The organism is Cyanobium usitatum str. Tous (genome assembly GCF_003011885.1).
GTDB lineage: Bacteria > Cyanobacteriota > Cyanobacteriia > PCC-6307 > Cyanobiaceae > Cyanobium_A > Cyanobium_A usitatum.
In genome coordinates this window covers 1-25,580 of sequence record NZ_PXXO01000013.1, presented here as the reverse complement: position 1 = coordinate 25,580, position 25,580 = coordinate 1, and the positions used below count along the sequence as shown (strand labels likewise).

The following is a 25,580-nucleotide window of genomic DNA, read 5'->3' as shown; positions in this document are numbered from 1 at the left end:
GCTGCCTAAGTTCTGAGCAATTGCGGCGGACTGCTGAGCGGCTTTACCCGCCCCCTGGCCAGGCTGATCGACCAGTTCGAGCGCTTACCTGGCATTGGCCCCCGCACGGCCCAGCGGCTTGCTCTGCACCTTTTGCGCCAGCCTGAGGAGCAGGTTCGCAACTTCGCCGACGCCCTGCTGGCGGCCCGCAGCCAGGTGGGCCAGTGCAAGTGCTGCTTCCACCTCTCGGCCGAGCCGATCTGTGAGATCTGCCGCAACGAAGAGCGCGGCAACGGCCAGCTTTGTGTTGTGGCCGATTCCCGCGACCTGCTGGCGATGGAGCGCACCCGGGAGTTCAAGGGGCACTACCACGTGCTCTGCGGCTTGATCTCACCAATGGATGGCATCGGCCCCGAGCTGCTGCAGATCCAGCCCCTAGTGAACCGGGTCGACAAGGAGTCCATCACTGAGGTGATCCTGGCCCTGACACCAAGCGTCGAAGGGGATACCACCAGCCTTTATTTAGCCCGGCTGCTCAAACCATTCACCACCGTGAGCCGCATTGCCTACGGCTTACCCGTCGGCAGCGAGCTGGAATACGCCGACGAAGTCACCCTGGCCCGGGCCTTTGAAGGTCGCCGCCAGGTGGAGTAGCGCCCATGACGCGCTACAGCGCCATCCACCCATCGGAACGGCTACCTGAGTGGCTGCGACGTCCGGTGGGCAATGCTTCAGCCCTGGAAAACGTGCAGGGATTGGTGAAGCAGCAACGGCTTCACACCATCTGCGAGGAGGGCCGCTGTCCCAACCGAGCCGAGTGCTATGCCGCTGGCACCGCCACCTTTTTGCTGGGAGGCCCGATCTGCACCCGCAGCTGCGCCTTCTGCCAGGTGGAGAAGGGCCAGGCACCCCAGCCCCTAGACGCAGGCGAGGCCGAGCGGGTGGCCGAGGCAGTTGCCGCGCTCCATCTCTCCTATGTGGTGCTCACGGCCGTGGCCCGCGACGACCTGGCCGACCACGGCGCCCACCTATTCACCACCGCCATGGCTGCGATCCGCCAGCGGACACCCGGAGTGGGCATTGAAGTGCTCACCCCCGACTTCTGGGGCGGCCATCGCGACGAACAGGAGGGGTTGGCGGCCCAACGCCAACGGCTGGCCGCAGTGCTGGCGGCGCAACCCGCCTGCTTCAACCACAACCTCGAAACCGTGGAGCGCCTTCAGGGGGAGGTACGACGGGGCGCCACCTACCGCCGCTCCCTGGCCTTGTTGGCCGCTGCCCGCGAACTGGCGCCCGCCATCCCCACCAAGAGTGGGCTGATGCTGGGGCTGGGCGAAACCGAAGCCGAGGTGCTGCAGACGATGGGCGACCTGCGATCAGTCGATTGCCAGCGCCTAACCCTGGGCCAATACCTGCGCCCATCCCTTGCCCACATTCCGGTGGCTCGCTACTGGACTCCAGAAGAATTTGATCAGCTGGGAGCCAGGGCCAGGGAGCTGGGGTTTGAGCAGGTGCGCAGCGGCCCGCTGGTGCGTAGCAGCTATCACGCAGCCCCTCAACCGACCAGCAATCGATAGGCGGCATCAAGGCGATGGAAGGCCGTCACCTCTCCCCCTAGATCGGGGTGGTGATTTTTAGCCAGTCGCCGGTAAGCCCGCCGGATCTCGGCAGGGCTGGCACCGGGCGCCAAGCCCAGTAGTGCTAGGGCTTGCTGGCGAGGATCAGCTGCGCTGGCGGTTGTGCCAGAGCTGTCTGGGCTGCGTCGCAGCAACTCCTCCACCACCCGCATTGGGGCCTCCTCCAGCCACTCCGGAGCGCGCGGACCATAGAGCGCAAAGGCCGCCCGCACAGCCCAACGCCAGCGGCAGTGAGGTCCCCGCAAGGCCTCAACCAGCTCAGAGCCCAGGCCGGGGCAGCGGCGGTTTAGCTCCTGTTCCAGCTCGAGTCGCGGATCCCACCACTGGCTGCGCAACTCCTCCACCAAACCCCGCAAACCAGCGGGCGGCCCCAGGCGCAGCTCCTGCCAGCGGGGATGGGATGCCATGGCGGCTCCCCAGCGCTCCAGCCGCGCCGCGGTGATCCCGTGGGAAGCAGCGGAGGTGACGCGGCTGCGGACCCGATTGGGTGACCAGGCTTGCTGCTGCGACCAAGCGTGCTGGTCCAACTGCTGCCTCAGAGCCCGCACCTCCCGGCGCAGGCTCTCGTTTTCGGCCAGTAGCTCCTCCAGATTGGCCGTAACCGGAGGTGAGGTGGCAGAGGGGCGCCAGTGGCGGGGATCAAAACCCATCCAACCGCCTACCTCAACCCAGGCCGCCATTCTTGCGGAGCACGGAGATGCCAGCAGCGGCATACTTGCCCCGATGCCGCTCCAAGCCAGTTGCAAGCCCCATCTGGAGCCTGTAAGGGTTTGCGCGGCGCGGCACGATTCCCCAAGCGCCTGCTGGCACCCCTACTGCTGCTGGCAAGCCATGGGCTGCTGCCGTATTCAGTTTTGGCCGAGCCAGCGCCAACAGCCAGCTGGCTCGACCTCGACTTCAACCTGCAGGCCCAGCCCCTGGCCAACCCCAGCGGTGGCGACCGTCAAGGCGCCAGCTGGATGCAGCAACTCACCTTGGGGGCAACACTCGGCAGCGGGCTGGCCAAGGAGCCGCAGCAGTGGCAAGAGGCCGACCACTGGCGCACCAACCTGCAGCTGATGCTGTTCAGCGGTGATGCCAACTACGCAGAGAGCCTCGGCGCCGCCTTCCCCTTGCAGAGCACGGCCCACCCCACCGGCCTCTGGCTCACCGAAGCCAGCGTGGAGCGCCAGCCAGGCCAGGGCGGTATCGGCGTCAAGGCCGGGGTGTTCTCGCTCAATCCCGGTTTCGTCAGTGCACCGGTGCTTGATGCCTACGTGCACTCAGCCCTCAACGACACCCTCAACCTCAGTGTTGATGGGCTGCCAATCAACCCCTACACCGCCCCTGGCCTACAGCTGAGTTGGCGACCGGAGCCTGCCGGCCGCTGGGGCGAATGGCACTACGGCGCCTTTCTGCTGGATCCCGAATACAGCCTGGCCTCCCTATTCGGCGTCAACCCCGACCAGCAGCGCCTAAACGGCCACCTCCAGATTGTGCAGTGGAGCTATGAACGCTTACCGGGAGCGGCGGCGATGCAAAAGCCAATCCGCGCCGGCGACAAGCAAATCACCCGCCAGCTGCCGCCGCCCCTACTACAAATCGCCAGCGGCTACGTCGACAACCGCAGCACTGGCAACCTGGATGGCGCCGCCATGGCCACCCTCACCATGGCGGCGCAGCTGCCACTGGGGCTCGACAACCGCTTCTGGCTGGGCGTAAACGCCGGCTTCGAGTGGGAAACCAATCGAGTACCCCTGTTTCTCGGTGGGGGCTGGCTTAGCCAGGGGCTAGTGCCAGGCCGCCCCCTCGATGTACTGGCCCTAGGGATCGGCAGCAGCCGCTTCAGCCCCACCCTCTCGCCTGGCCAAAGCAGTGAAACCGTGCTCGAGCTCAACTACAGCTGGCTGGTGAACGCCAACCTCAGCCTTCAGCCTGTGCTGCAGCTGATCCTCAACCCCGATGGCAGCAACGCCGAGCCGATCCTGGCGGCCGGCATCGGCTTGCAGCTGCAGTTTTGAAGCAGCTGCAAGCCGATGCCGGCTTGGAAGTTGATCAGCCCAAGCCCAGCCGCCGTCCACTGCGGCGCAGACCGTCGACGCAGTCCGCGCGCATGAGCAGACCCGCGCCACCCCAGATCAGCCGGGGGGCCAGATCGGCAACACCGGCATCGAGCTCCCGCAGGGGGCTGAAGCCGAGCTGGCGGAAGTAGCGCACCAGGCGGCGGTGCTGAGCCTCGCTGTCGCGGATGGCCAGGATCGTGGCCTGGCGGCAGGGGGTTGCCTCCAGGGCCCAGGCAAAGGTGGCCGCCCAGATCAGGGGGCCTACGGCGGCCGTGTTCTCCCCCTGCACCCGCATGGTGTCGAGGCGCAGGCCTGCGGGGCGTGGCAGGGCCCAGCCTTTGATCTCACCCAGCAGCACCAACCTCTCCCCATCCCTGCGCGCCACCCCCAGCCGCAGGCTCCAGGCCAACCCAGCTGGCCGGCCCACCTGCAGGCGCAGCAACAGACCGCGCCTCCGGGCCTCCTGCTCCAGCTGCTCCAGACTCGGTGCTGGCAGAGGGCTGGGGTTGGGGCAGGTAAGTACCCCGGGGGAAGAGCTGGACATCCACAACCGCCACGGCCTGGGCCAGTCTCAACCGTTGCCCAACGGCCCTCCGTAGCGGGAGGCGGCTAATGTAGTCGCATATACAGTGCTAAGCGTGTCAGAAGTAGTCGCAAGCCGGGTTTCGGTGCGGGATCTCAAGACCCATCTCTCCGAATGGCTGGCCCGCGCTCAATCTGGCGAGGTGGTGGAAGTCACCTCCCATCGCAAGCCCATCGCTCGCATCACGGCTCTGGACATAGCGGCTTCAGCCTCAACCAATCCGCTGCAGAAGGCGATTGATGCCGGCGTGATCAGCTGGAATGGCAAGAATCCTGTGATTCCTCCACCCGTAAAGCTGAATGATGGCGGGCCACTGATGAGTGACATCGTGATCGAAGATCGCAGTTAGACACCGTGATCCTTTTTTGTGATACATCTGCCCTTCTCAAGCTGTTCATCGACGAGCAGGGCAGCGACAGCATGATCGAGGCAAGCTCTTCATCAGAAGGAATCGCGGTCTGCAGAATCACCTGGGCTGAGTCGATGGCTGCCTTTGCTCGGCGCACTCGCTTCAAGGGTGCTAGCGAGTCTGGATTAGACCAGGCTCGATCCATGTTTGAGAAGGCTTGGCCTGACTTTGTGATCGCTGATGTCACCCAGCCGCTGGTTGAAAAAGCCGGAATGTACGCAGAAGCGTTCGCCCTGCGCGGCTACGACAGCGTGCAACTGGCTGCAGCCCATCAGCTGCATGTGCATTTTGCCCTTCCGCTGACCTTCGCCTGTTTCGACCGACGCCTCAACCAGGCCGCCAAACTCCTGCAGCTAGGGGTGATCCAGTGACGCAGGCGCCCAAAGTCACCGCAGCCAGGGCTCGGCTCGCAGCACGGCCCCCAGGGGCAAGGGCCCATACAGGTGGGGAAAGGACTCCCCGCCGCCGGCCTGTTCAAAACGCACCTCCAGAGCGGCGGCGGCCAGGCGCTGGGGATCAATCGTCAGGAGCAGCAACGCCCCGGCAGGCAGGTCGCCATAAAAGTGGGCCGCGGTGGCCTCCACTTGGTGGGCGTTGCTCAGGTGGATGAAGCCCACCTCCTCCAGGGAGCGCCCCCGGGTGGAGCGGCAATAGGCGCCAACCGCCCGGGCCTCCTGCCACTCCTGCCGCAGCGCCAGGTGATACAGCAAGCCAGGTGAGCGCCAAGGGGTCCGCGCCGCCCAGGGAAACGCCTGCACGGCCGCCAGCTCCGTAGAAGCCAAAAACCGACCCAGCCAGGCCTGGAGCGCCGCCAACTGCGGCTCGGCGTCAAAGCCCGCCGGATCCACCAGGCGGAACTGGCGCACGAAGGGCAGCAGGGCCCAATCGGCCAGGCAAGGGCGATCGCCGAGCAGCCAGCCTCCTGCCCCAAGTTGCTCGTTCCAGCGGCGCAGGATCGTGAGGCCAGCAAGCCGGTTGGTGCTGGCTGGCTCCCCTGGATAGCGATCTGGGTATTTGAAGCGATCGAGATACTGCTTGAAGGGGCCGTCGTTGGCGGCGAGCAGTGAATCCATATCGGCCAGCTGGGCAGGGCTCCAGCCCGCCAACCAGCCGAGGGGGTCGCGGCGCTCCAGGGCCCAGCGCATGATTGCCAGGCTTTCATCCAGCACCTGAGCCCCCTGCACCAGCACTGGCACCGTGCCCTTGGCGGAGGCCTCCAGCAGCTCTGGGGGCTTGGCCTTGAGGCTCACCTCGCGCAGCTCCAAGTCCTGGCCAGGCTGCAGGCCCGCGGCAGCTAAAGCCAGCCGCGCCCGGATCGCGTAGGGACAGCGGCGAAAGCTGAACAAAATTGGCTGGTAGTCAGCCAACGGGGCGCCCACCAAGGTGGTACTCACCCCGCTGGCGGGCCCGCTCCATCTGGCGCTGACGCTCGGCGAAACGCTGCCGATCAGCGTCGCTGAAGCGCTCGATGCAGTGGCGGCAGCTCACCCCGGCCACGTAGCTGGCCAGCGCACGATCGGCAGGTGAAAGCGGCAGGCCGCAGGCATGGCAAACGCTGTGCTCACCGGGCTCGAGCTGGTGGTTGACGGCTACTCGCTTATCAAACACAAAGCACTCGCCGCGCCAGCTACTTAGCGGCTCGGGGATCTCCTCGAGGTAGCGCAGGATGCCCCCCTCAAGGTGGTGCACCCCGGCAAAACCCTGCTGCTGCAGGTAGGCCGTGGCCTTCTCACAGCGGATGCCACCAGTGCAGAACATCGCAATCGCCCGGGGCTGGCGCTGCTCAACCAGCGGCCTGAGCTCCCGCTCCACCCACTGGGGAAAATCGCGAAAAGTTGCGGTGCCTGGATCAATCGCACCCTCAAAGCTGCCGATCGCCACCTCGTAGGAGTTGCGGGTATCGATCACCAGGGTGTCGGGGTCGGCTATCAAGGCATCCCACTGCCCTGGGGGCACGTGGGTGCCTACCTCCGAGGCCAGATAGGGACTCACCTGGGGCTCACCCATGGTCACGATCTCGCGCTTGAGCCGCACTTTGAGCCGGTGGAAAGCCTGAATTTCCGAGCGGCTGAACTTGGCTTCCAACCGCTCCAGGCCTGCCACCTGCCGCAGCCGAGCCAGCAGCGCCTGCACGCCAGCATCTGCTCCGGCAATCGTGCCGTTTACCCCCTCAGCCGCCAGCAGGATCGTGCCGCTTACCCCCTCGGCTGCCGCCAGGTCGCCCAGCTCACGCTGCAGGTCTGGCAGGCCCTCAAGGGCGGCGAAGCGATAAAACGCCGCCACCAGCACACTCATCCGCCCACCTGCACGCCGGCGGCGGCCAGGAGCTCCCGGTCGGCATCGACGGCTGGATTGGAGGTGGTGAGCAGGGTGTCGCCATAAAAAATTGAATCAGCACCAGCGAGCAGGCAAAGAATCTGGGACTCCCGACCCAGCTGCTCGCGGCCTGCACTGAGCCTCACGCGCGCCTGGGGCATCAGGATCCGGGCCGTGGCCACCATCCGCACCAGCTCTAGGGGGTCGACCGGCGGCAGGTCTTCTAAGGGGGTGCCCTCCACCGCCACCAGGGCATTGATCGGCACGCTCTCCGGGTGGGGATCCAGGTTGGCCAGCACCTGCAGCAGCCCGGCCCGGTCGGCGTCGGTTTCGCCCATGCCGATGATGCCGCCACAACAGAGGGTGATGCCGGAGCGCCGCACCCGGGCCAGGGTCTCCAGCCGCTCCTGGTAAGTGCGGGTGGTGATGATCCGGTCGTAGTGCTCGGGGCTGGTATCGAGGTTGTGGTTGTAGGCGGTGAGGCCGGCTTCAGCTAGGCGCTCGGCCTGGGAATCGCTCAGCATGCCGGCGGTCACACAGGCCTCCAGGCCCAGCTCACGCACGCCGCGAACCATCTGCAGCATTGCCTCAAAGGGAGCGCCGTCGCGGATTTCACGCCAGGCCCAGCCCATGCAGAAGCGATGGGCCCCGGCTTGCTTGGCGGCCCGGGCCCGCTCCAGCACCGGCTCCACCTCCAGCTCGGGCCGGCCCGCCACATCGCTGCTGTTGTGCAGCGACTGGGGGCAGTAGGCGCAGTCCTCTTCGCAGCCGCCGGTCTTGACGCTGAGTAGGGATGCCAGCTGCACGTGGTAGCCGGGGTTGGCGGCGCGGTGCACCTGCTGGGCCTGCCAAAGCAACTCCATCAGCGGCTGCTCCAGCAGCGCCTGGATTTCAGAACGGGACCAGTCGTGACGCGTGATCAAGGCGAGTTCAGCAGGGTTCGACACCACCAAAGCGGCGCTGGCGGCCCTGGTAGTCGAGCAGGGCATCCAGCAGGGCCGCCTGATTGAAATCGGGCCAGAGCACATCGGTGATGTGGATTTCGGCGTAGGCGAGCTGCCAAAGCAGGAAATTGCTGATGCGCCTCTCGCCACTGGTGCGGATCAACAGATCCGGATCGCACTCTCCAGCGGTGTGCAGCTCGGCGGCGAGCTGCTGCTCATCGATTGCGGCAGGATCTAGTTCCCCAACCACGCAGCGCCGCGCCAGCCGCTGGGCAGCCCGCACCAACTCGGCTCGGCCGCCGTAGTTGGTGCAAACGTTGAAGTGAATGCCCGTATTAACTGCCGTGCGCTCGGTGGCATCGGCAATCAGGCGCCGCAGACCCTCCGGCAGGGGCTCAAGATCGCCAAGAAAGCGAATCCGCACCTGCTCCTGCTCCAGGGATTGAAGCTCGCGGGCCAGCACCCGCTCAAACAGGGCCATCAGAAAGCTCACCTCCTCGCCAGGTCGGCTCCAGTTTTCGGTGGAAAAGGCGTAGGCGGTGAGGGCGCCGATGCCCCAGTCGCTGCAGAGCCGCAAGGTGCGCTTAAGGGCCTCAACCCCCTCCCGGTGGCCCATCACCCGGGGCAGGTTGCGCTGCTTTGCCCAGCGGCCATTGCCGTCCATGATCACGGCCACATGGACCGGCAGGCGCGCGGGATCTAGGCCAACCGGAACGGGCTGGGAGGCTTTCGCAGTAGTGGTCGCCAGGGCGCGACTCATCCGCGTGATTCCGGCGTGTCCTTTGCCACGCTACGCCCAACAGGCAAGGCCAGGGCCTGGCTTAGCAGGTCGTGCAGACGGCTACTGGTAATTGGCCGCTCCAGGCGGCCCTGACTCGCCAGCGACAGGGTGCCGGTTTCCTCCGACACAACGATCGCCAGGCACTGATCGAAGCGCTCGGTCAGCCCTAGAGCCGCCAGATGGCGGGTGCCATAGCGGTTTATGCCCTGACGGGATAAGGGCAGGATCACACCTGCAGCGACGATGCGGTTGGCCTTCACCAGCACGGCACCGTCGTGTAGTGGCGTGTCAGCGGCGAAAAGGTTGAGCAGCAAATCCACCGACAGCTTGGCGTCGAGGCCAATGCCGGGATTCAAGAAGTCTTCGGGGCGCAGGTCGCTGCCCAGATCCACCACGATCAAGCCGCCGCGGCGGGCCTGGGAAAGACGGCCGGCAGCCTCACTCAGAACCGCCACCGATCCCGATCCCAGTTGATCTTGGCTGCGGCTGCCAAACAAAACTCCGATGCGGCCGGTGCCAAGCAGCTCCATCAGCCTGCGCAGCTCCCCCTGCCAGAGAATCGCCAGGGCGAGGCTGCAGGCCAGCACCAGGGCATCAACAAGCTTGCTGGTGAGCGGCAGGTTGGCGTAGCGCTGCACCACCCAGGCCAGGGCCACCAGCAACAAGTAACCCCGTAGCAGCCAGAGGGTGCGGGCTTCGGTGACCCGGCCGAGCACAAGCACGCCCAGGCCGAAGGCAAACAGCAGATCAAGGAGCAAGCGCAAATCGATCAGCCGTAGCAACTCACCCAGTTGCGGCCCGATCACGCGTACTCCAGTTGGTTAACTCACTTTACCGATCTCAACCGAGTTGGCAAAACGTCGTAGCGCAGTAGGTCTTCCGGCTGCTCGCGGCGCTGCACCAAATCAGCGACTCCGTCGTGGACCAGCACCGCCGCTGGCCGTGGGATGCGGTTGTAGTTTGAGCTCATCGAGGCGTTGTATGCGCCGGTGGCAAACACCGCCAACACATCGCCACTGCCAGCTGGCGGCAGGGCCAGATCCTTGAGCAGCACGTCGCCAGATTCGCAGTGCTTACCAGCAACGGTGACGGTTTCGGTGGCCTCGGCCGTGGGGCGATCGGCCAACACCGCCGTGTATTGAGACTGGTAGGTGATCGGCCGGGGGTTGTCGCTCATGCCGCCGTCCACCGAGAGGTAGGTGCGGATGCCGGGGATGTCCTTGCGGCTGCCCACCTCGTAGAGGGTGACCCCGCCGCTGGCCACCAGGGAACGCCCCGGTTCACAAAGCAGACGGGGCAGCTCCAGCCCCCGCTCCTGACAGGCCGCCGCCACCGCCTCGGCCACGGTGCGCACCCACTCACTGATGCTCGGCGGATCGTCGCTGGTGGTGTAGCGAATACCCAGGCCACCGCCCACGTTGAGATCAACCACCGGGTGACCCAGGGAGCGGGCCAAGGCCAGGGCATCGGCCATCACGCCAGCTAGGTCGCGATGGGGCTGGAGCTCGAAAATCTGGGAGCCAATATGGGCGTGCAGTCCGGTGAGCTGGGCCCAGGAACAGGTCGCCAGGTGCTTCAGCACCGCTGCTAGCTGGTCGGGATCGAAACCAAACTTGCTGTCGAGGTGGCCGGTGCGGATGTACTCATGGGTGTGGCACTCAATACCCGGCGTAAACCGCAGCATCAGCTGCACCGGTCGCTGCAAGTCAGGGGCCAGGGCAGCCAGCAGCTCAAGATCGCGCCAGTTGTCAGCCACCACCGTGACGCCCTGCTCAGCTGCGAGGGCCAGCTCTTCGCGGCTCTTGTTGTTGCCGTGCAGCACGATGCGTTCCGCCGGCATGCCCCCCTGCAGGGCGGTGAGCAACTCGCCAGCAGAAACCGCATCAAGCCCCAGGCCTTCGGATGCCACCAGGGCAGTTATGGCCAAGGAGCTATTCGCCTTGGAGGCGTAGATGGCTAGGGCATGCCCTGGGTAGTGCTCGGCGAGGGCTTCCCGGTAGGCCCGGCAGGTGCCCCGCAGGGTGGCTTCATCGAGCACATATAAAGGTGTGCCGTAATCGCGGGCCAGGTCGCTCAGCAGGCAGCCACCAACCACCAGGCGCCCCTCACTGTCGAGGGCAGTGGTGAGGGGGGTGAGATTGCGATTAGGACTATGGGGATCCCTATCGCGTTCAAAGGGATTCAGCAGCGCAACGGGCTCATGGGAGGTCAGCATGACTGTGGCCGCGCGGGTCAAGTGAGCATGAATGTAAGGAACTACTTGGCGGCGCTGCACCTGACAGCCCTGGCTCCTGAGCACCTGGAGGCCTGCTTAAACCTCGACCAGGCCAGCCTCGGCGGCCTGTGGAACCGCGCCCAGTGGCAGAGCGAGCTGGCGGAGCAGCGGCGCCCCGGGGTGGGTCTTTGGCAAGGGCAGCAGCTACTGGCCTTGGCTAGCGGTTGGCTGGTGGTAGATGAACTGCACATCACCGTGGTGGCAGTGGATCCCGAGCAGCGGCGCCGGGGCTTAGGCCAGCAGGTGCTGAAGGCCCTGCTACTGGAGGCCGGGCAGCAGGGAGCCCTGCACGCCACCCTGGAAGTAAGCCCGGCAAACACTGCGGCAGTGGCCCTATACCGACGACTGGGCTTCCGTGATGCAGGAGTGCGTCGCGGTTACTACCGCAATGGCGAAGACGCCCTGATCCAATGGCTGCGGTTATCTGACATGAATGATGCGTAGCCATGGTGTGGATAACCGGCTTTTCTTATTGCTAATGACCGGCAATTCAGCAATTTGCATTGTTGCCTTCGAACGCCTTAGAGCCAGCCACCGCAGGGGATCTGCCTTTGATGCGGCGTAAACCACACCTCACCTGTTAACCCTGGTAGCTTGGAAGCACTTGCACCAGGCCTAGGCCCATGTTCGAGCGGTTTACCGAGAAAGCCATCAAGGTGATCATGCTGGCCCAAGAGGAGGCCCGCCGCCTTGGCCACAACTTTGTGGGCACCGAACAGATCTTGCTTGGCCTGATCGGTGAGGGCACTGGCGTTGCCGCCAAGGTGCTCAAGTCGATGGGGGTAAACCTCAAAGATGCCCGCGTTGAAGTTGAAAAAATCATCGGCAGAGGCTCCGGCTTCGTCGCCGTGGAGATCCCTTTCACTCCTCGCGCCAAGCGAGTGCTTGAACTCTCCCTAGAAGAAGCTCGCCAGCTTGGTCACAACTACATCGGCACCGAGCACCTGCTGCTTGGCTTGATCCGTGAGGGTGAGGGTGTAGCTGCTCGGGTCCTGGAAAACCTTGGCGTTGACCTAGCCAAGGTGCGCACCCAGGTGATCCGCATGCTGGGCGAAACAGCCGAAGTCGCCGCCGGTGGCGGCAGCGGCAAGGGCTCCACAAAAACACCAACTCTCGATGAGTTCGGCAGCAACCTCACCCAGCAGGCCGCCGATGGCAAGCTCGATCCGGTGGTGGGTCGTCAGAACGAAATTGAGCGGGTAATTCAAATACTTGGTCGTCGCACTAAGAATAATCCGGTCCTAATTGGCGAACCAGGCGTAGGAAAAACAGCCATCGCAGAGGGCTTGGCTCAGCGGATTAATTCTGGTGATATTCCAGACATCCTCGAAGACAAGCGAGTCCTCACCCTGGACATCGGTCTGCTGGTGGCAGGCACCAAATATCGGGGTGAATTTGAGGAACGCCTCAAAAAAATCATGGAGGAGATTCGCAGCGCCGGCAACGTGATCCTCGTGATCGATGAGGTTCATACCTTGATCGGCGCAGGTGCAGCAGAAGGTGCAATCGATGCCGCAAACATTCTCAAGCCTGCCCTCGCCCGGGGCGAACTTCAGTGCATCGGTGCCACTACCCTTGATGAGTACCGGAAACACATCGAGCGCGACGCGGCCTTGGAGCGTCGCTTCCAGCCGGTCATGGTGGGCGAGCCTTCCGTTATCGACACGATCGAAATTCTGCGCGGTCTCAAGGATCGCTACGAAGCTCACCATCGCCTCAAGATCGCCGATGAGGCCCTGATTGCGGCAGCCACCCTGGGCGACCGCTACATCTCTGATCGCTTCCTTCCAGACAAGGCAATCGACCTGGTTGATGAGGCCGGCAGCCGAGTGCGGCTGATGAATTCCAAGTTGCCGCCGGCGGCCAAGGAAGTCGATAAGCAGCTGCGCGCTGTCCAGAAAGACAAGGAACAGGCCGTGCGCGAGCAAGACTTCACCAAGGCTGGTGAGTTGCGCGATAAGGAAGTAGAGCTGCGCGAGCAGATTCGCTCGATCCTGCAGACCCGCAAAGATGAAGAGCCAGCATCCGAGGCCGTGGCCGCTAAGGCCGGTAGTAGTGCACCCGTAGCGGTTTTTGAAGGCGCCGCCGAAGGCGATCGCACGCCCATGGTTACGGAGGAGGACATCGCCCACATCGTTGCCTCCTGGACTGGTGTGCCTGTTCAAAAGCTCACTGAAAGCGAGACAGCCAAGCTGCTGAACATGGAGGAGACCCTCCACCAGCGTTTGATTGGCCAAGACGAAGCCGTTAAGGCCGTGTCCCGTGCCATCCGCCGGGCCCGAGTGGGGCTGAAAAATCCCAACCGCCCGATTGCCAGCTTCATCTTCTCCGGCCCCACCGGTGTTGGTAAGACCGAGCTCACCAAGTCGTTGGCGGCTTACTTCTTCGGCAGCGAAGAAGCCATGATCCGGCTTGACATGTCCGAATTCATGGAGCGCCACACGGTCAGCAAGCTGATCGGCTCCCCTCCCGGCTACGTGGGCTTCAATGAAGGTGGCCAGCTCACCGAGGCTGTGCGCCGTCGTCCCTACACCGTGGTGCTATTCGACGAGATCGAAAAAGCTCACCCTGATGTGTTCAACCTGCTGCTGCAGTTGCTCGAAGACGGTCGCCTGACCGATTCCAAGGGCCGCACGGTGGACTTTAAGAACACCCTCATAATCATGACCTCGAACATTGGTTCGAAGGTGATTGAAAAGGGCGGCGGCGGCCTTGGCTTTGAGTTCGGCGGTGGTGACGCGGATGAAACCAACTACAACCGCATTCGCTCGCTAGTCAATGAGGAGCTGAAGCAATACTTCCGCCCCGAATTCCTCAACCGCCTCGACGAAATCATTGTCTTCCGTCAGCTCAACCGCGAGGAAGTCAAAGACATTGCCGAGATCATGCTCAAAGAAGTGTTCGGCAGGATGTTGGAGAAGGGTATTTCCCTATCCGTTACTGAAGCCTTTAAGGAACGGCTGGTCGAGGAGGGCTACAACCCCTCCTACGGCGCCCGTCCCCTACGCCGAGCAGTGATGCGGCTGCTCGAAGATTCGCTGGCTGAGGAATTCCTCACCGGACGGATTGGCGATGGCGACTCCGCCCTGGTGGATGTCAATGAGGACAAGCAGGTATTTATCCGCAAGCAGGCAGCCCTGCCGGCCGAGCCGGAATTGGCTGCGGCTGGAGTTTGAGGGGATTCGGGTCTACCCCGTACCATCACTTGGGGATGAAAGAAGCAGCGGGATGAGCAACTCCCTGAGCCAACACGCCATCGCACCTGCAGAGGTGTTGAGGGGCCCTGGAGCGTGGCTCCAGGGCATCCCGCGGCTAGCTGCCTTGGGCCAGCGCCCACTGGTGCTAGGTCGCAGCGCCGTAACAGCCCAGCTGAGGCAGCAACTGGTTGCCGACCTACACCAGGCTGGGCTCCAGCCCCACTGCGCCGAGTTGCAGTTCGACTGCTGCGAAGAAGACCTGAAAAAGGTCTCTGCCATTTGTCAAAACCAAGGCTGCGATGCAGTTGTGGCCATTGGTGGCGGCAAGGTGCTCGATGCCGGCAAGTTGCTGGCCCACCGGCTGAGTCTGGCCTGCATCACCGTGCCCACCAGTGCGGCCACCTGCGCGGGCTGGACTGCCCTGGCAAACATCTATTCAGTTGAAGGTGCCTTTCTGGGCGATGTGGCCCTGGCCCGCTGCCCAGATCTGTTGATCTTTGACCACGACCTAGTCCGCCAAGCCCCAGCCCGCACCTTGGCAAGCGGCATCGCCGACGCCATGGCCAAGTGGTACGAGTCGTCGGTGAGTAGTGGCGCCAGCGGCGATGGCCTGGTGCAGCAAGCGGTTCAGATGGCCCGGGTGCTGCGCGACCAACTCATGCTGGAAGCTGAATTTGCCCTCCAGGATCCCCACGGCGCCGCCTGGGAGCGGGTAGCTGAAGCCTGCGGGCTCAGCGCTGGCTTGATCGGCGGTATTGGGGGAGCCCGCTGCCGCACCGTGGCTGCCCATGCCGTTCACAACGGCCTCACCCAACTGGAGGCCAGCCATGGCCGCCTACATGGCGAGAAGGTGGGCTTCGGGATCCTGGTGCAGCTGCGGCTGGAGGAGGTGCTCGGCGGCAACCAGCTCGCCGGCCAATCCCGGCGCCAGCTGCTGCCCCTGTTCCGCAAGCTCGGCCTGCCGGTGAGCCTGGAGGAGCTTGGTCTGGCTGAGGCAGGCCTGCACCAGCTGCAGCAGGCCTGCGCCTTTGCCTGCAGCGATGATTCCGATCTGCACCACCTGCCCTTTGCCGTAGGGCCCAACGACCTACTGGCAGCCCTGGTGAGCACCTGCAGCAGCGAGCGCCAGCCCGCGTGAACAGCGAGCCCACAGCCCAGCAAGCCCTGGTGGCGGCAGCGGCCCGCAGCCTGCTGGATCCCCAGGGCAGGGCCTTGGCAGCGCAGGTGCAGTGGTGGCCCCTGCCTGAACTCGGCGAGGAGGGGCCCTGGCCTGTGGCCGTGCTGGGCGAAGGGCCACCGGTGTTGCTGCTGCATGGCTTTGATAGTTCCTTCCTGGAATTCCGGCGTCTGGCCCCCCTGCTGGCCAGCGGCGTGCAGCTATTCATTCCCGACCTTTACGGCTTTGGCTTCTGCCCAAGACCCACCGGCGGCGATTACAGCCCCAGTGGCGTGCTGCGCCACCTGGAGGTTTTGGCGCGGGAAATTAGCAACCGCAATCCCGCCCCCCTCGGCCTGATCGGCGCCTCGATGGGTGGCTCGGTGGCGGTGGAGCTGGCCCGACGCCTGCCCGAGCAGGTGAATCGCCTACTGCTGCTTGCTCCCGCCGGCCTAACTGGCCGTCCCATGCCCCTGCCGCCCCTGCTCGATGGCCTGGGCGTGCGCTTTCTGTCCCTGCCAGGGGTGCGCCGGGGCCTTTGCCGCACCGCCTTCTCCGATCCGGACGCCGCCGTGGGAGCTGCCGAACTGGAGATCGCCTCGCTGCACCTGCAAAGCCCTGGCTGGGCTGATGCCCTGCGGCGCTTTGCCCGCTCCGGTGGCTTCGCCGGCGTCGGCGCCCCCCTGCCCAACCAACCAATCACGGTGCTGTGGGGCGCCAATGACCGCATCCTGCGGGCACCCCAGAAGCGGGCGGCCCTGGCCCTGTTAGGAGAGCGGGTGCGTGAGCTGGATGCCTGCGGCCACTTACCGCACCTCGACCAGACCGCCACCGTCGCGGCCACCTGGCTCGGCGCCCCTTCCCAGCAATGAGCAGCAGCGACGACAAACCAGGCGGCCCGGTGATGCAGCTGCTGGCCAGCGGCCTGCAGCTCTGGGTGCGCCAACAGTCCCAGTCCATCGGCAGTCTCGATATCCAGCTGCAAGGCACTGGCCTGCAACTACTGCGCGGTCGCCTGGCCGGCGTGCAACTGCTGGCCCGCCGGGTGATTTACAAAGACCTCCACTTCGAGCTGGTGGAGCTAAGTAGTGGCCCCATCCAAGTGCACAGCGGCAACCTGCTCAAGGGCAAACCGCTGCAGCTGGAGCGGGCCTTCGAGATCCAGGGCCAGGTGAGCCTCACCGCCGACGGCCTCACCCGCTCCCTCAGCGCCCCCCAGTGGCGCGCCTTAGGCGATGGCCTAGGCGAAGCCCTACTTGGCATCGTGCCCCTGGTGGAACTGCGCATGTGCCGCGACAACCTGGTGTTTGCAGCCCGGGCCCTCGGCACTCCAGACCTGGTCGAGCTGGCCACCACCGTTGTGGCAGCCAGGGGCAGCATCGAAATCAGCTCCGTAGTCGGCAACGTCAGCAGCAGGCTGCCGATGGATCCCAGCATCCACATCAGTGATGCCCGCATAGAAGCAGGCATGGTGCAGCTAATTGGCACAGCCCAGGTGAGCCCTTAGCCCTGCACTAGCCCTGCAAAAGCGGCAACACCAGGGTTACCAGCGAGTAAACCACCGCCGGCACAAACAGATAGCTGTCTATTCGATCCAGGATCCCGCCATGGCCAGGGATGGCATCACCGGAATCCTTTAGGCCTGCATCGCGCTTCATCATCGATTCGGTGAGATCACCCACCAGGGCAAACAGGGCCACCACCGCCCCGAGCACCCCACCGATCAGCCAGCCCCAGCTCCAGCCGATCAAGGTGCCGCCGAAAGCACCCACCGCCACAGCACAGGCCACCCCGCCCAGGGCACCCTCCACCGTTTTGCCAGGGGAGATTGGCGAAAGCGGATGGCGCCCCAGCCGGCGGCCGATCACGTAGGAGCCGATGTCGGTGGCAACGATCAGGAAGCAGGCCAGCAGGGTGAGGGCGAGCCCGGCGCTGGCGGGCCAGGGCTGGCCCGCCAGGTTGGGCGCCAGAGCGTCGCCTGCCAGGTCGCGCAGACGTATCCAGTAGCTGGGCAGAAAACCCAGATAAAACAGCCCGAAAATTGAAGCGGCGATGTCTGCGATGGTGCCGGTGACCGGCTGCAACAGCAGCCAGCCGCAGATCACCGCCCCAGAGGCCGGCAGCACTGCTGCGGCCACATCGCCGGCAAACCAACCGCCACCCACTAAGCCACTGCCACTGGCCAGCTGGGTGGTGACCAGCAGCAGCTGCACCGCCACCAGGGTGGTTTTGGTGGCGGGCCGGATCCCCTTGAACTGGGCCATCCGGAAGAACTCCAGCAGCCCCAAGTGCACGATCACCCCTACGGCCACCGTGAACCACCAGCCGCCAAGCATCACCACCACGAAGCCAAAGCCCCCAGCCAGCCAGCCGCTAAGCAGCCGGGGCAGGGAGGTGGCGGTGCGGGGTTTAGCTGGCTGGGTAGGGGGTATCAACACGCGGCGATCAGGAGGGCTCAGAGCTAGCTGAGCGCTCGGCAGCAATCAAAAACAGTGGTTCAGCCGCAGCCAATTTGGCCTGGCTGCCGCGCCGTTGCATGCGGTGCACGGTGGCCTGCACCACCTGCACATCGCGGGCCTCCAGCTGGCCCAGGGTATCGGTGGCATCCACCAAGCCCTCCAGGCTGGCGGTGCTGATCACCAAGCGCCCGCGGGGCACCAGCGCTTCCCATACCGCCAGCAGCACATCACCCAAGGGCCGTCCCACCTCCAGCAGCACCCGATCTGGGTGGGCGGGCAGCTGGTCCAGATCATCGGGCGCAGCGCCAGCGTGAATGTGCAGGTTGGTGATGCCAAAGCGGTGTCGGTTTTGCTCCAACAACTCGATGGCATCGGGGTCGCGCTCGAGGGTATGCACCGCACCCCTGGGCATCAGCCGGGCGATTTCAAGGGCCAGGGCACCGGTGCCGCCGCCCACATCCCACACCAGGGAATCGGCTCGGGGGCGCAGATGGGCCAGCAGCATCACCCTCAGCTCCATGGGGGTGGGGCTGAAGCCCGGAGCGTCTTCAAAGGCACTATCCGGCAGCCCAGGGGTGACGAAATCCCACTGGTAGGTCGGCTGCTGGGAGGCTTGGCCTAGGTCGGCCGCGGCACTGGAATCCATCGGCCTCCTATCCGGCCACAACCTTCACCGTATCAGCGATCTGGCCTGGCCAAAGGTGCTGCTGCTGCCGCAGCCAGGTAGCCCTAGCCAGATCGATCCGCTCGCCGGGCACCAGCAGGGGAATACCGGGCGGATAGGGACACAGGGGTTCGGCGGCGATCCGTCCAGCTGCCGCCGCCAAAGCCACGACTTCGGCCGGAGCGCGCCAGGCCTCGGCCAGGGGCAGCTCCGGCTCCGCTACCAGCGGCAGCGGTGGCGCGCTGAAGGGTGGCAGGGGTGGTCCCCCCAGGGCACGCCGCAGGCGCAGCAGCTGGTGGGGCAGGCGCCAAAGCAGCCCAGGGGGCGGCGCCATACCCAAGCAAAAAGTGAGCGCCCCAGGTTCAGGCAACTCGGCGATCACACCCCGCTGCAGCAACCATTCATCGGCCTCCAGCCCATTGATTCCCATGGCAGCGGTGTGCAGCACCAACCGCAGCGGGTCGTCATTTGCAACCAGGGGCAAGCCCAGCGCACGGCAGCGGCGCTGCAGGCGCTCGCCGCAGCGCCATGCCGCTTGCCAGCGGCGCCGGCCCGCCGAGCTGGTGAGGTCATCGAGGGCAGCTGCTGCGGAGGCCAGCAGCAGGCCGCTGGGGCTGGAGGTCTGCAGCCACAGCAGGGCCCGGACCACGGCATCGCGATCAGCCCTGCCGCCCTGCAGCAGCAGGGCGGCGCTCTGTGCCAAACCGCCGCCAGCCTTCTGGCCCGAGAGCACCACCAGGTCGGCCCCGGCCGCCAAGGCCTCGCCGCGGCCGTGGGCTTGATCGACCAGCACGGGTAGCCCACGGCCGTGGGCCAATGCCACCAGGGCCGGCAGCTCGGCGCGCTGGCCCTGGTAGCTCGGCGACACCAGCACCAGGGCCGCCAGGGGACCGTCCTGCTCGGCTGCTGCAAGCACCACCTCGAGATGGGCTGGACCCGGTGGCAGCCACAGGCCGCTGGCCGGATCGAAGGGCAGGTCAAACAGCACGGGCCGCAGCTGGCCCAGCACGCAGCCGTGCAGCAGGGAGCGGTGCAGGTTGCGGGGCAGCAGCACCCGGCTGCCAGGGGGAGCGAGGGCTAGCAGGGCTGCCTGCAGCAGGCCACTGGCACCATTAACACCAAACCAGAGCGCCCCCGCTCCAAGCTGGGAGGCACAACGCCGCTGAGCATCAGCGACGGCGCCGGTATCGATCAGGGGACCACCCTGCTCCGGCAGCTCCGGCAGATCCCAGCTGCCCGGCCGCTGGCGCAGCAGGCGCCGCAGGGCAGGAGACAGACCCCGACCACGGCCGTGGGCCGGCAGATGCAGCGGCAGGCCCATGGAAAGAGGGATGGCGTTAATAGAGTCTGCTCAACTAGCCGCTGCCGTGACTTGACCAACGCCGAAGCTGCCAGCGAGCTGGGTTACGACCCAGGCAGAGACCTGCGCTGGTTGCTGTTGCGCCCCTGGGTGCTGATAGCCCGGCTGCTCGTGGTGATCTGGCAACTGTCCAGCCTGGCCCTGGTGTTGGTGGTGCAGGGGAACAGCAGCAATGCCCAGGTGCAGCAACGGCTGGGAAGGCGCATTCTCACCACGCTCACGGACCTGGGCCCCTGCTTCATCAAGGTGGGCCAAGCCCTTTCCACCCGGCCCGATCTGGTGCGGCGCGACTGGCTCGAACAGCTCACCCAGCTGCAGGACAACCTGCCCGCCTATCCCCATGGGATTGCGCTGGCAACCATTGAGCAGGAATTGGGCGCCCCGGCCGACCAGCTATTTGAAGTATTCCCCGACTACCCCGTAGCAGCAGCCAGCCTGGGCCAGGTCTACAAAGCGCAGCTCGCTGATGGCCACTGGGTGGCCGTCAAGGTGCAACGCCCCAATCTGCCCACCATTCTGCGGCGGGATCTAGTGATCATCCGCCTGTTGGCTGTGCTGAGTGCGCCGCTGCTGCCACTCAACCTGGGCTTTGGCCTCGGCGACATCATCGATGAATTCGGCTCAACTTTGTTTGAGGAGATTGATTACCGGCTCGAGGCCAATAACGCCGAACGATTTGCCGATCTGTTCGCCCGCCAACCAGAAGTGACCGTGCCGCGGGTGGAGCGACTGCTATCCAGCCAGCGGGTGCTCACCACCCAGTGGATCAATGGAACCAAGTTGCAGGAACGCCAGGCGCTGGAGGCTCGCAACCTGGACCCCTCGGCCCTGATCCGCACTGGCGTGATCGCCGGGCTGCAGCAACTGCTCGAATTTGGCTACTTCCACGCTGATCCCCACCCCGGAAACCTGTTTGCGCTCTCCGGCAAAACCGGCCCCCTGGGCCATGTGGCCTATGTGGATTTCGGCATGATGGATTCGATCAGCGACAGCGATCGCCTCACCCTCACAGGTGCCGTTGTTCACCTGATCAATAGGGATTTCACCGCCCTCGCGGCTGATTTCGTCAGCCTGGGTTTCCTCAATCCCCGGGCCGATCTCGAGCCAATCATTCCTGCCCTTGAGGAGGTGCTTGGTGGCGCCCTAGGCGACAACGTGGGCTCCTTCAACTTCAAAGCCATCACCGATCGTTTTTCGGAGCTGATGTATGCCTATCCCTTTCGTGTGCCGGCTCGCTTCGCCCTGATCATCAGGGCGGTGGTGAGCCAGGAGGGCCTGGCCCTGCGGCTTGATCCCAGCTTCAAGATCATCAGGGTTGCCTATCCATACGTAGCCCGCCGCCTGCTGGCAGGCGACACCAGTGAGATGCGCGAAAAACTACTTGAGGTGCTCTTTGATCGAGAAGGACGCCTGCAGCTTGAACGACTAGAAAATCTATTGGCGGTTGTGGAGAACGATTCCACTAGTCCCGACTTGCTTCCAGTTGCGGGGGCTGGCCTGAAGCTGCTTCTGGGTCCAGAGGGCAGCAGCCTGAGGCAACGGCTCCTACTTACTCTGGTTCAGGGCGATCGCCTGCACACAGACGATTTGCGAGCCCTGATGGGCCTGATGGGACGTACTTTTTCACCTCGCAAGTTGGTGAGTGGCATGCTGGCGAAACTCACACTGCAACCCGCTTAAACCATAGACATACTTAAACAATGTTCTTAAATATTAGGCTTAAACAATAGATATTTCAACCAACCTGAGGGATCGTCATCCAGCAGAAGGTAATTGCAGTACCACCCAACAGAACCACCACTAGGGGCCAGGTATCATCAAGGCGATTTAGATGCAGCAATAACGCTTGTTTCTCGGCGGGATCTTCAATCGATTCCATCACGGCATAGCGTCGTCCAATCCATAGAACCAACACAAATGCCGTCAGAGTAACTACGTAAGCAACGACGTACACTTGATCAAGGAAGGTAAGAAAGGGCAAATCAGGCAACTTGTCACGATAGGTTTGCTGTAGAAAAACCAGGGTAAGGAGCACAGTGACCGGGATACTGGCACGAGCATCCTGCTCATCAGGGCGCACCTTAAATACCAACAATACCATGGCCATCAACACGGAGAGGGGCAACAACAATCTCCAGAAAGACGACCACGAAGAGGTGCCATAGGAAATCTCAAAGAGGATTTGGCTGTAGTCGTTTTCTTCGCCACCAAGCCCAAAATTCGTAGCGTAGTGGTGCCTGTATTCCGCAATCGACCAGCCGGTATTTAGCCAGCCAATAATGCGTGCATAGAGACCCATGCCGCTGTTGCGTATCTCTGGAATTAAACGGAGATTTTGATAGCTAAGCTGGCCGTCTATATCGTTAGCCTCAATCACAAGTGGCAGACTTATGCTCATGAAAGGATAGTGCCGAAAACTAGCCTTGTCTACATAATAACGACCCACATAGGTAAACAATTGATAGTAACTACCATCTGCAAGCCGCGCGGGAACATTGCCCACCGGCCTAAGGCTTGAATCCTTGTCAGAAAGCAGGGTGTTAAGAACAATAAACATACTCGAAATATCTCCACCGCGAGCCTCCACATAGCGCTGCATAGGCTCCTCCCAGCGCAGCCAAACATAGCCATTACTCGAATAGGTTGGCACCGTTAGATCAAGCTCATAATTGCTAGTTGAATACACTCCTACTTCTACCTTGTATTGGGCTCTCTCAAACTCAGCCCGATCCACCCGTTCCTCCCCGGCGCTGAGCTGGTCTCCCCGCATGGCGCTCCACACACCAAGGGCAGGCTTTTCGCCGAAGGGCAAGGTGGTGAGAGCACGGGACGCGGAAGAGAGACGCAAAGAGTCGCGGCTTAGCACTGGGCTCACATCAATGCGCCCGATCCCCAAAATTGCCAGGATGGCCGCCAGAACAACGGCAACCATCGCCAGCACGTTCCAAGGCCTTTGCCTGCGCTTACCCATGCCCAACCGCTGCAGTTTGCTGAAGTTAAGTCCGAAAGCCGGTTGGGGGCGAGTGGGCACCGCAGCGGCTTTGGCCTTGACGCTGAGCCTGCCTGCCCTGGCATCAACAGAAATGGTGCTGGGGCAGTCGGCGGCCCTCAGCGGCCCCTCCGGCATGCTCGGCAGCGAATACCGGGAAGGGGCTCTGGCCTATTTCGCCGAAGTGAATCGCCAAGGTGGCGTCCATGGCAAGCGACTGAAGCTGCTGAGCCTCGACGACCGCTACGACCCACCTCTCACCCTGCGCAACACCAAGCAGCTGGTTGAACGCGACAAGGTGTTTGCTTTATTTGGTTACGTGGGCACCCCCACCGTCAAGGCGGTGTTGCCCTTGGTTGAGACACAGAAAATTCCACTAATAGCTCCACTCACCGGCGCCCAGCTGCTACGCCAGCCCCATCGCCCCATGGTGTTCAACCTACGTACCAGCTACCACATGGAAATTGACCGGATGGTCGACTACCTGGTGCGCAGCGGCCGCCATCGCGTTGCGGTTGTCTATCAAAACGATGCCTTTGGTAAAGACGGCCTCAAGGGATCTCTCAAGGCCTTGAGACGCCATGGCCTCAAGCCAGTGGCCACTGCCAGCGTTGAGCGCAACTCAAACCAAACCGGCGGGGCAGCCAGCATGGTGCAAAACGCCAATGCCAACGCGGTTTTGGTGATAGCGGCCTACCCGAGCTCGGCCTCCTTAAGCCGCGAGATGCGGCGGCGCGGCAGCACAGCCCAGCTGATGAACGTGTCGTTTGTAGGTACCAGCGCCCTGCGGGCCTCGCTGCAAAGCCATGAGGCCAGTGGCATTGGCGTGGCCCAGGTGGTGCCTTTCCCTTGGAACGAAAGGGTGCCAGTGGTGAAGGAATACCAGAAATTAATGCGCCGCCAGCAGGCCAAACCCCAATTCGGCTTCATCAGCCTCGAGGGCTTCCTTGCCGCCAAGATGACGGTGGAAGGCCTGCGTCGGGCCGGGCCGGCGCCAACCCGCCAACGCTTTGTGACCGCGCTTGAAACGATGCGCGATTTAGACCTTGGCGGCTACCGGGTGCAACTGGGTCCCCAGGACCACAACGGCAGCAGCTTCGTCGAACTCACCTTCCTGGGTTCCCAGCGCTGGGAACCGTGAGGGCCTAGGGTCTCGGCCACCCAGACCAGTCTCAGCAGATGGCCAGCCTGCCCCTCGACGCCATGGACAGCAGCGCCCTGCCGGACGGCTGGATGTATGCCGACCTCGATGCGAGTGACATCCTGCTGGAATATGCCCAGATCATCCAGCCCCCCTACCTAGTAGCTGGTGTGGGTCTGGCCATCGGCGTGCTCTGCGGGCTCACCTTCGCCAAATTGGTAGAAAACAAGCTGGAGGGCTGGAAACAGGATCGCCTGCCCCTGCTACCGCTTGGCAGTTTTGCGGTCACCCTGCCTTACTTCGGCGTGGTGATCGGCATCACCCTGTTTATTGGCGGCAGCCTGCAGGTATTCGGTTTCTCGGCGGGGGTTGCCCTGCTGGTTTCTTTTGTGTTGTCGATTGCCACAGCTGGCGCCCTGTGGGTGCAGCTGGAAAGGCTTATGGCTCAGGTAGAAGCAGGCACCTTCAGCGCAGTCGACTTCGACAACTTCGATCAGTTTTTCTAATTTTACTACTTAAAAAGACATCGGCTTGCCCCTGAAATAAGCGGCAAAATCAAGATAATCACCAAAAGAATATATACATAGCTGCCATATCATCGCTTGAATTGGTTCAAAAATTCCCCAATTAAACCTAAATATTTCATCCCACCATCAGCCGGAGCAAAATTATGGCAAGTGAGCCTTCAAACCAGACAAGCGCTGGACCCGCCGATATGCTGCGCGAGCGTCTAACTAGCGGCAGGGGGCGACTAGCGGTAATTGCTGCTACGACAGGCGTCTGGGGAATGGATCTTCTGCTGGTTAATCATCTGCGGCATCGCAGCTTGATTGCTCCAAATCTCAGCGATTTGGTACACCGCATCGACATCATTGCCACAATTGCCTTCATCGCCGTAACAATCGGGCTAACGGTCAGCCTATTTCGCGGCAAAAACCGCCATCTGTTCCGCTGGGCCCTGGCCTATCTGCTGTTTTCAATGCTTCAGGTGATAGCCAACGTGCTGTCCATGGTTGCAACTGCTGGCAGCCATCAAGGCGGTGGACTGGCAGGATTGTGGGATGTGGCAGCCGTCTATATGGAAAGCGTACTCGTATTTATGTTTGTCTATATCTTTCTTGATGTCAGCACTCCAGGCGGTGCATTTATTTGGCCCAGCCGACAGGGAGAAGAACCACCAGAACCCCACATCATCGACTACCTGTTTATCTCGATGAACGTCAATTCCACCTACGGACCCACATCTGAAGCCGTTATGTCACGGAGAGCCAAGCTCGTTATGGCTCTTCAGGTTCTTCTTGCCATCGTGATGTTGACAGTACTGATTGCTCGCAGCGTCAGCTCCACCGGCTGAGTCAGCTCAAGCCACCAGATAACCCTCAAGCATGCCTGACTGGGCCCGTACGCCTTCGAGGGCTTTGCGCTCCAGATTGCGAGTTTTGTCGCGGCTCATGCCCAATTGCTTAGCAATGGCACTGAGGCTCATCGGCTCCGAGCTCTCTTGCGGCTCCCCAGCCTCAATCCCGTAACGCATCTTCAGCACCCGCCCCTGCAGCTCCGGCAGTTGCTCAAGCAGCGCTCGCAGGTCGCCCTTTAGGCACTCTCCATCCACCCGCTCCTCCGGCAGCTCCGCATCTCCTGCCAGCAG

General features: G+C 63.3%; 27 protein-coding genes. 14 read left to right on the top strand and 13 right to left on the bottom strand.

The genetic code is table 11. The features are described from left to right. Positions 1-54: 54 nt before the first annotated feature. Both recR and lipA read left to right on the top strand, forming a co-directional pair. Positions 55-633: a recombination mediator RecR gene (gene recR / locus C7K55_RS10875; RefSeq protein ID WP_106632752.1), complete on the top strand. Its 579-nt coding sequence runs from the start codon at positions 55-57 to the stop codon at positions 631-633. Positions 634-638: 5 nt separating this feature from the next. Beyond that, entirely contained in the window at positions 639-1,556 is a 918-nt protein-coding gene (lipA, locus tag C7K55_RS10870) for a lipoyl synthase (RefSeq protein ID WP_106632751.1), read from the top strand. Here lipA and C7K55_RS10865 read toward each other — a convergent pair. After that, entirely contained in the window at positions 1,535-2,266 is a 732-nt protein-coding gene (locus C7K55_RS10865; RefSeq protein ID WP_161956162.1) for a J domain-containing protein, read from the bottom strand. The genes lipA and C7K55_RS10865 overlap by 22 nt on opposite strands. Before the next feature lie 120 nt (positions 2,267-2,386). Here C7K55_RS10865 and C7K55_RS10860 point away from each other — a divergent pair, with 120 nt between their 5' ends. Next, positions 2,387-3,616: a carbohydrate porin gene (locus C7K55_RS10860; protein ID WP_106632749.1), complete on the top strand. Its 1,230-nt coding sequence runs from the start codon at positions 2,387-2,389 to the stop codon at positions 3,614-3,616. A gap of 34 nt (positions 3,617-3,650) precedes the next feature. Here C7K55_RS10860 and C7K55_RS10855 read toward each other — a convergent pair whose 3' ends face one another. Then, entirely contained in the window at positions 3,651-4,202 is a 552-nt protein-coding gene (locus C7K55_RS10855) for a hypothetical protein (protein ID WP_241518326.1), read from the bottom strand. Positions 4,203-4,296: 94 nt separating this feature from the next. Between C7K55_RS10855 and C7K55_RS10850 the strand changes: the two genes are divergently transcribed. Beyond that, positions 4,297-4,590 (top strand): type II toxin-antitoxin system Phd/YefM family antitoxin, encoded by a 294-nt coding sequence (locus C7K55_RS10850; protein WP_241518325.1) that lies wholly within the window; start codon positions 4,297-4,299, stop codon positions 4,588-4,590. Between the two features lie 5 nt (positions 4,591-4,595). After that, a complete protein-coding gene (locus tag C7K55_RS10845) occupies positions 4,596-5,021 on the top strand; it encodes a type II toxin-antitoxin system VapC family toxin (protein WP_106632747.1) in 426 nt (141 codons plus the stop codon). A gap of 15 nt (positions 5,022-5,036) precedes the next feature. Here C7K55_RS10845 and C7K55_RS10840 read toward each other — a convergent pair whose 3' ends face one another. The 6 genes from C7K55_RS10840 to lysA all read right to left on the bottom strand — a co-directional run bounded on the left by C7K55_RS10840 (position 5,037) and on the right by lysA (position 10,906). Next, entirely contained in the window at positions 5,037-6,044 is a 1,008-nt protein-coding gene (locus C7K55_RS10840) for a DUF952 domain-containing protein (protein WP_241518323.1), read from the bottom strand. Then, complete coding sequence (trhO, locus tag C7K55_RS10835) at positions 6,010-6,945, bottom strand: oxygen-dependent tRNA uridine(34) hydroxylase TrhO (RefSeq protein WP_106632746.1); 936 nt, start codon at positions 6,943-6,945, stop codon at positions 6,010-6,012. Before trhO ends, C7K55_RS10840 begins: the two co-directional genes overlap by 35 nt. Continuing rightward, positions 6,942-7,829, bottom strand: a complete 888-nt coding sequence (gene bioB / locus C7K55_RS10830) for a biotin synthase BioB (RefSeq protein ID WP_241518332.1) — start codon at positions 7,827-7,829, stop codon at positions 6,942-6,944. The genes trhO and bioB overlap by 4 nt, the downstream gene beginning before the upstream one ends. A gap of 67 nt (positions 7,830-7,896) precedes the next feature. After that, positions 7,897-8,670, bottom strand: a complete 774-nt coding sequence (locus C7K55_RS10825) for an isoprenyl transferase (RefSeq protein ID WP_106632744.1) — start codon at positions 8,668-8,670, stop codon at positions 7,897-7,899. After that, positions 8,667-9,497: a diadenylate cyclase CdaA gene (gene cdaA, locus C7K55_RS10820; protein ID WP_106632743.1), complete on the bottom strand. Its 831-nt coding sequence runs from the start codon at positions 9,495-9,497 to the stop codon at positions 8,667-8,669. The genes C7K55_RS10825 and cdaA overlap by 4 nt, the downstream gene beginning before the upstream one ends. A 20-nt stretch (positions 9,498-9,517) precedes the next feature. Further along, positions 9,518-10,906, bottom strand: coding sequence for a diaminopimelate decarboxylase (gene lysA, locus C7K55_RS10815; RefSeq protein ID WP_106632742.1), 1,389 nt, complete (start codon positions 10,904-10,906; stop codon positions 9,518-9,520). A gap of 27 nt (positions 10,907-10,933) precedes the next feature. Between lysA and rimI the strand changes: the two genes are divergently transcribed. From rimI to C7K55_RS10790, 5 genes are all read left to right on the top strand, one after another. Further along, positions 10,934-11,410: a ribosomal protein S18-alanine N-acetyltransferase gene (gene rimI, locus C7K55_RS10810; protein WP_106632741.1), complete on the top strand. Its 477-nt coding sequence runs from the start codon at positions 10,934-10,936 to the stop codon at positions 11,408-11,410. A 179-nt stretch (positions 11,411-11,589) separates the two neighbouring features. Continuing rightward, positions 11,590-14,142, top strand: coding sequence for an ATP-dependent Clp protease ATP-binding subunit (locus C7K55_RS10805; protein ID WP_106632740.1), 2,553 nt, complete (start codon positions 11,590-11,592; stop codon positions 14,140-14,142). 52 nt (positions 14,143-14,194) lie between these two features. Continuing rightward, complete coding sequence (locus C7K55_RS10800; RefSeq protein ID WP_106632739.1) at positions 14,195-15,301, top strand: iron-containing alcohol dehydrogenase family protein; 1,107 nt, start codon at positions 14,195-14,197, stop codon at positions 15,299-15,301. Next, positions 15,298-16,191, top strand: coding sequence for an alpha/beta fold hydrolase (locus tag C7K55_RS10795; RefSeq protein WP_106632738.1), 894 nt, complete (start codon positions 15,298-15,300; stop codon positions 16,189-16,191). The genes C7K55_RS10800 and C7K55_RS10795 overlap by 4 nt, the downstream gene beginning before the upstream one ends. Further along, positions 16,188-16,826, top strand: a complete 639-nt coding sequence (locus tag C7K55_RS10790) for an LmeA family phospholipid-binding protein (RefSeq protein ID WP_241518322.1) — start codon at positions 16,188-16,190, stop codon at positions 16,824-16,826. The genes C7K55_RS10795 and C7K55_RS10790 overlap by 4 nt, the downstream gene beginning before the upstream one ends. A 7-nt stretch (positions 16,827-16,833) precedes the next feature. Here the strand turns inward: C7K55_RS10790 and C7K55_RS10785 are convergent, their stop codons facing one another. The 3 genes from C7K55_RS10785 to C7K55_RS10775 are packed head-to-tail and all read right to left on the bottom strand — an operon-like array spanning position 16,834 to position 19,763. Then, positions 16,834-17,754 carry a phosphatidate cytidylyltransferase gene (locus C7K55_RS10785; RefSeq protein WP_261351341.1) on the bottom strand — a complete coding sequence of 307 codons (921 nt, stop codon included), beginning with the start codon at positions 17,752-17,754 and terminating at the stop codon, positions 16,834-16,836. A 10-nt stretch (positions 17,755-17,764) separates the two neighbouring features. After that, positions 17,765-18,424 carry a precorrin-6Y C5,15-methyltransferase subunit CbiT gene (gene cbiT / locus C7K55_RS10780; protein WP_106632737.1) on the bottom strand — a complete coding sequence of 220 codons (660 nt, stop codon included), beginning with the start codon at positions 18,422-18,424 and terminating at the stop codon, positions 17,765-17,767. A gap of 7 nt (positions 18,425-18,431) precedes the next feature. Next, positions 18,432-19,763, bottom strand: coding sequence for an Orn/Lys/Arg family decarboxylase (locus C7K55_RS10775; protein ID WP_106632736.1), 1,332 nt, complete (start codon positions 19,761-19,763; stop codon positions 18,432-18,434). Between the two features lie 78 nt (positions 19,764-19,841). Between C7K55_RS10775 and C7K55_RS10770 the strand changes: the two genes are divergently transcribed. After that, positions 19,842-21,482, top strand: a complete 1,641-nt coding sequence (locus tag C7K55_RS10770) for an ABC1 kinase family protein (RefSeq protein ID WP_106632787.1) — start codon at positions 19,842-19,844, stop codon at positions 21,480-21,482. A gap of 55 nt (positions 21,483-21,537) precedes the next feature. Here C7K55_RS10770 and C7K55_RS10765 read toward each other — a convergent pair whose 3' ends face one another. Further along, entirely contained in the window at positions 21,538-22,833 is a 1,296-nt protein-coding gene (locus C7K55_RS10765) for a ligand-gated ion channel (RefSeq protein WP_241518321.1), read from the bottom strand. Positions 22,834-22,849: 16 nt separating this feature from the next. Here C7K55_RS10765 and C7K55_RS10760 point away from each other — a divergent pair, with 16 nt between their 5' ends. The 3 genes from C7K55_RS10760 to C7K55_RS10750 all read left to right on the top strand — a co-directional run bounded on the left by C7K55_RS10760 (position 22,850) and on the right by C7K55_RS10750 (position 25,286). Beyond that, complete coding sequence (locus C7K55_RS10760; protein WP_161956161.1) at positions 22,850-23,932, top strand: ABC transporter substrate-binding protein; 1,083 nt, start codon at positions 22,850-22,852, stop codon at positions 23,930-23,932. Between the two features lie 38 nt (positions 23,933-23,970). Further along, the gene (locus C7K55_RS10755) at positions 23,971-24,438 is read left to right on the top strand and encodes a hypothetical protein (protein WP_106632733.1); all 468 of its coding nucleotides are present in this window, start codon (positions 23,971-23,973) and stop codon (positions 24,436-24,438) included. A 281-nt stretch (positions 24,439-24,719) separates the two neighbouring features. After that, positions 24,720-25,286, top strand: a complete 567-nt coding sequence (locus C7K55_RS10750) for a hypothetical protein (protein WP_106632732.1) — start codon at positions 24,720-24,722, stop codon at positions 25,284-25,286. 6 nt (positions 25,287-25,292) lie between these two features. Here C7K55_RS10750 and C7K55_RS10745 read toward each other — a convergent pair. Beyond that, on the bottom strand, positions 25,293-25,580 hold a 288-nt coding region (locus tag C7K55_RS10745; RefSeq protein ID WP_277621542.1), incomplete at its 5' end, for a sigma factor-like helix-turn-helix DNA-binding protein.

Coding starts and splice junctions, on each gene's coding strand:
- C7K55_RS10865 (WP_161956162.1), bottom strand. CDS start 2,266: ATGGGTTTTGATCCCCGCCACTGGCGCCCCTCTGCCACCTCACCTCCG.
- lysA (WP_106632742.1), bottom strand. CDS start 10,906: ATGCTGACCTCCCATGAGCCCGTTGCGCTGCTGAATCCCTTTGAACGC.
- bioB (WP_241518332.1), bottom strand. CDS start 7,829: ATGGAGTTGCTTTGGCAGGCCCAGCAGGTGCACCGCGCCGCCAACCCC.
- trhO (WP_106632746.1), bottom strand. CDS start 6,945: ATGAGTGTGCTGGTGGCGGCGTTTTATCGCTTCGCCGCCCTTGAGGGC.
- C7K55_RS10750 (WP_106632732.1), top strand. CDS start 24,720: ATGGATCTTCTGCTGGTTAATCATCTGCGGCATCGCAGCTTGATTGCT.
- C7K55_RS10800 (WP_106632739.1), top strand. CDS start 14,195: ATGAGCAACTCCCTGAGCCAACACGCCATCGCACCTGCAGAGGTGTTG.
- rimI (WP_106632741.1), top strand. CDS start 10,934: ATGAATGTAAGGAACTACTTGGCGGCGCTGCACCTGACAGCCCTGGCT.
- C7K55_RS10825 (WP_106632744.1), bottom strand. CDS start 8,670: ATGAGTCGCGCCCTGGCGACCACTACTGCGAAAGCCTCCCAGCCCGTT.
- C7K55_RS10775 (WP_106632736.1), bottom strand. CDS start 19,763: ATGGGCCTGCCGCTGCATCTGCCGGCCCACGGCCGTGGTCGGGGTCTG.
- lipA (WP_106632751.1), top strand. CDS start 639: ATGACGCGCTACAGCGCCATCCACCCATCGGAACGGCTACCTGAGTGG.
- cbiT (WP_106632737.1), bottom strand. CDS start 18,424: ATGGATTCCAGTGCCGCGGCCGACCTAGGCCAAGCCTCCCAGCAGCCG.
- C7K55_RS10790 (WP_241518322.1), top strand. CDS start 16,188: ATGAGCAGCAGCGACGACAAACCAGGCGGCCCGGTGATGCAGCTGCTG.
- C7K55_RS10805 (WP_106632740.1), top strand. CDS start 11,590: ATGTTCGAGCGGTTTACCGAGAAAGCCATCAAGGTGATCATGCTGGCC.
- C7K55_RS10755 (WP_106632733.1), top strand. CDS start 23,971: ATGGCCAGCCTGCCCCTCGACGCCATGGACAGCAGCGCCCTGCCGGAC.
- C7K55_RS10855 (WP_241518326.1), bottom strand. CDS start 4,202: ATGTCCAGCTCTTCCCCCGGGGTACTTACCTGCCCCAACCCCAGCCCT.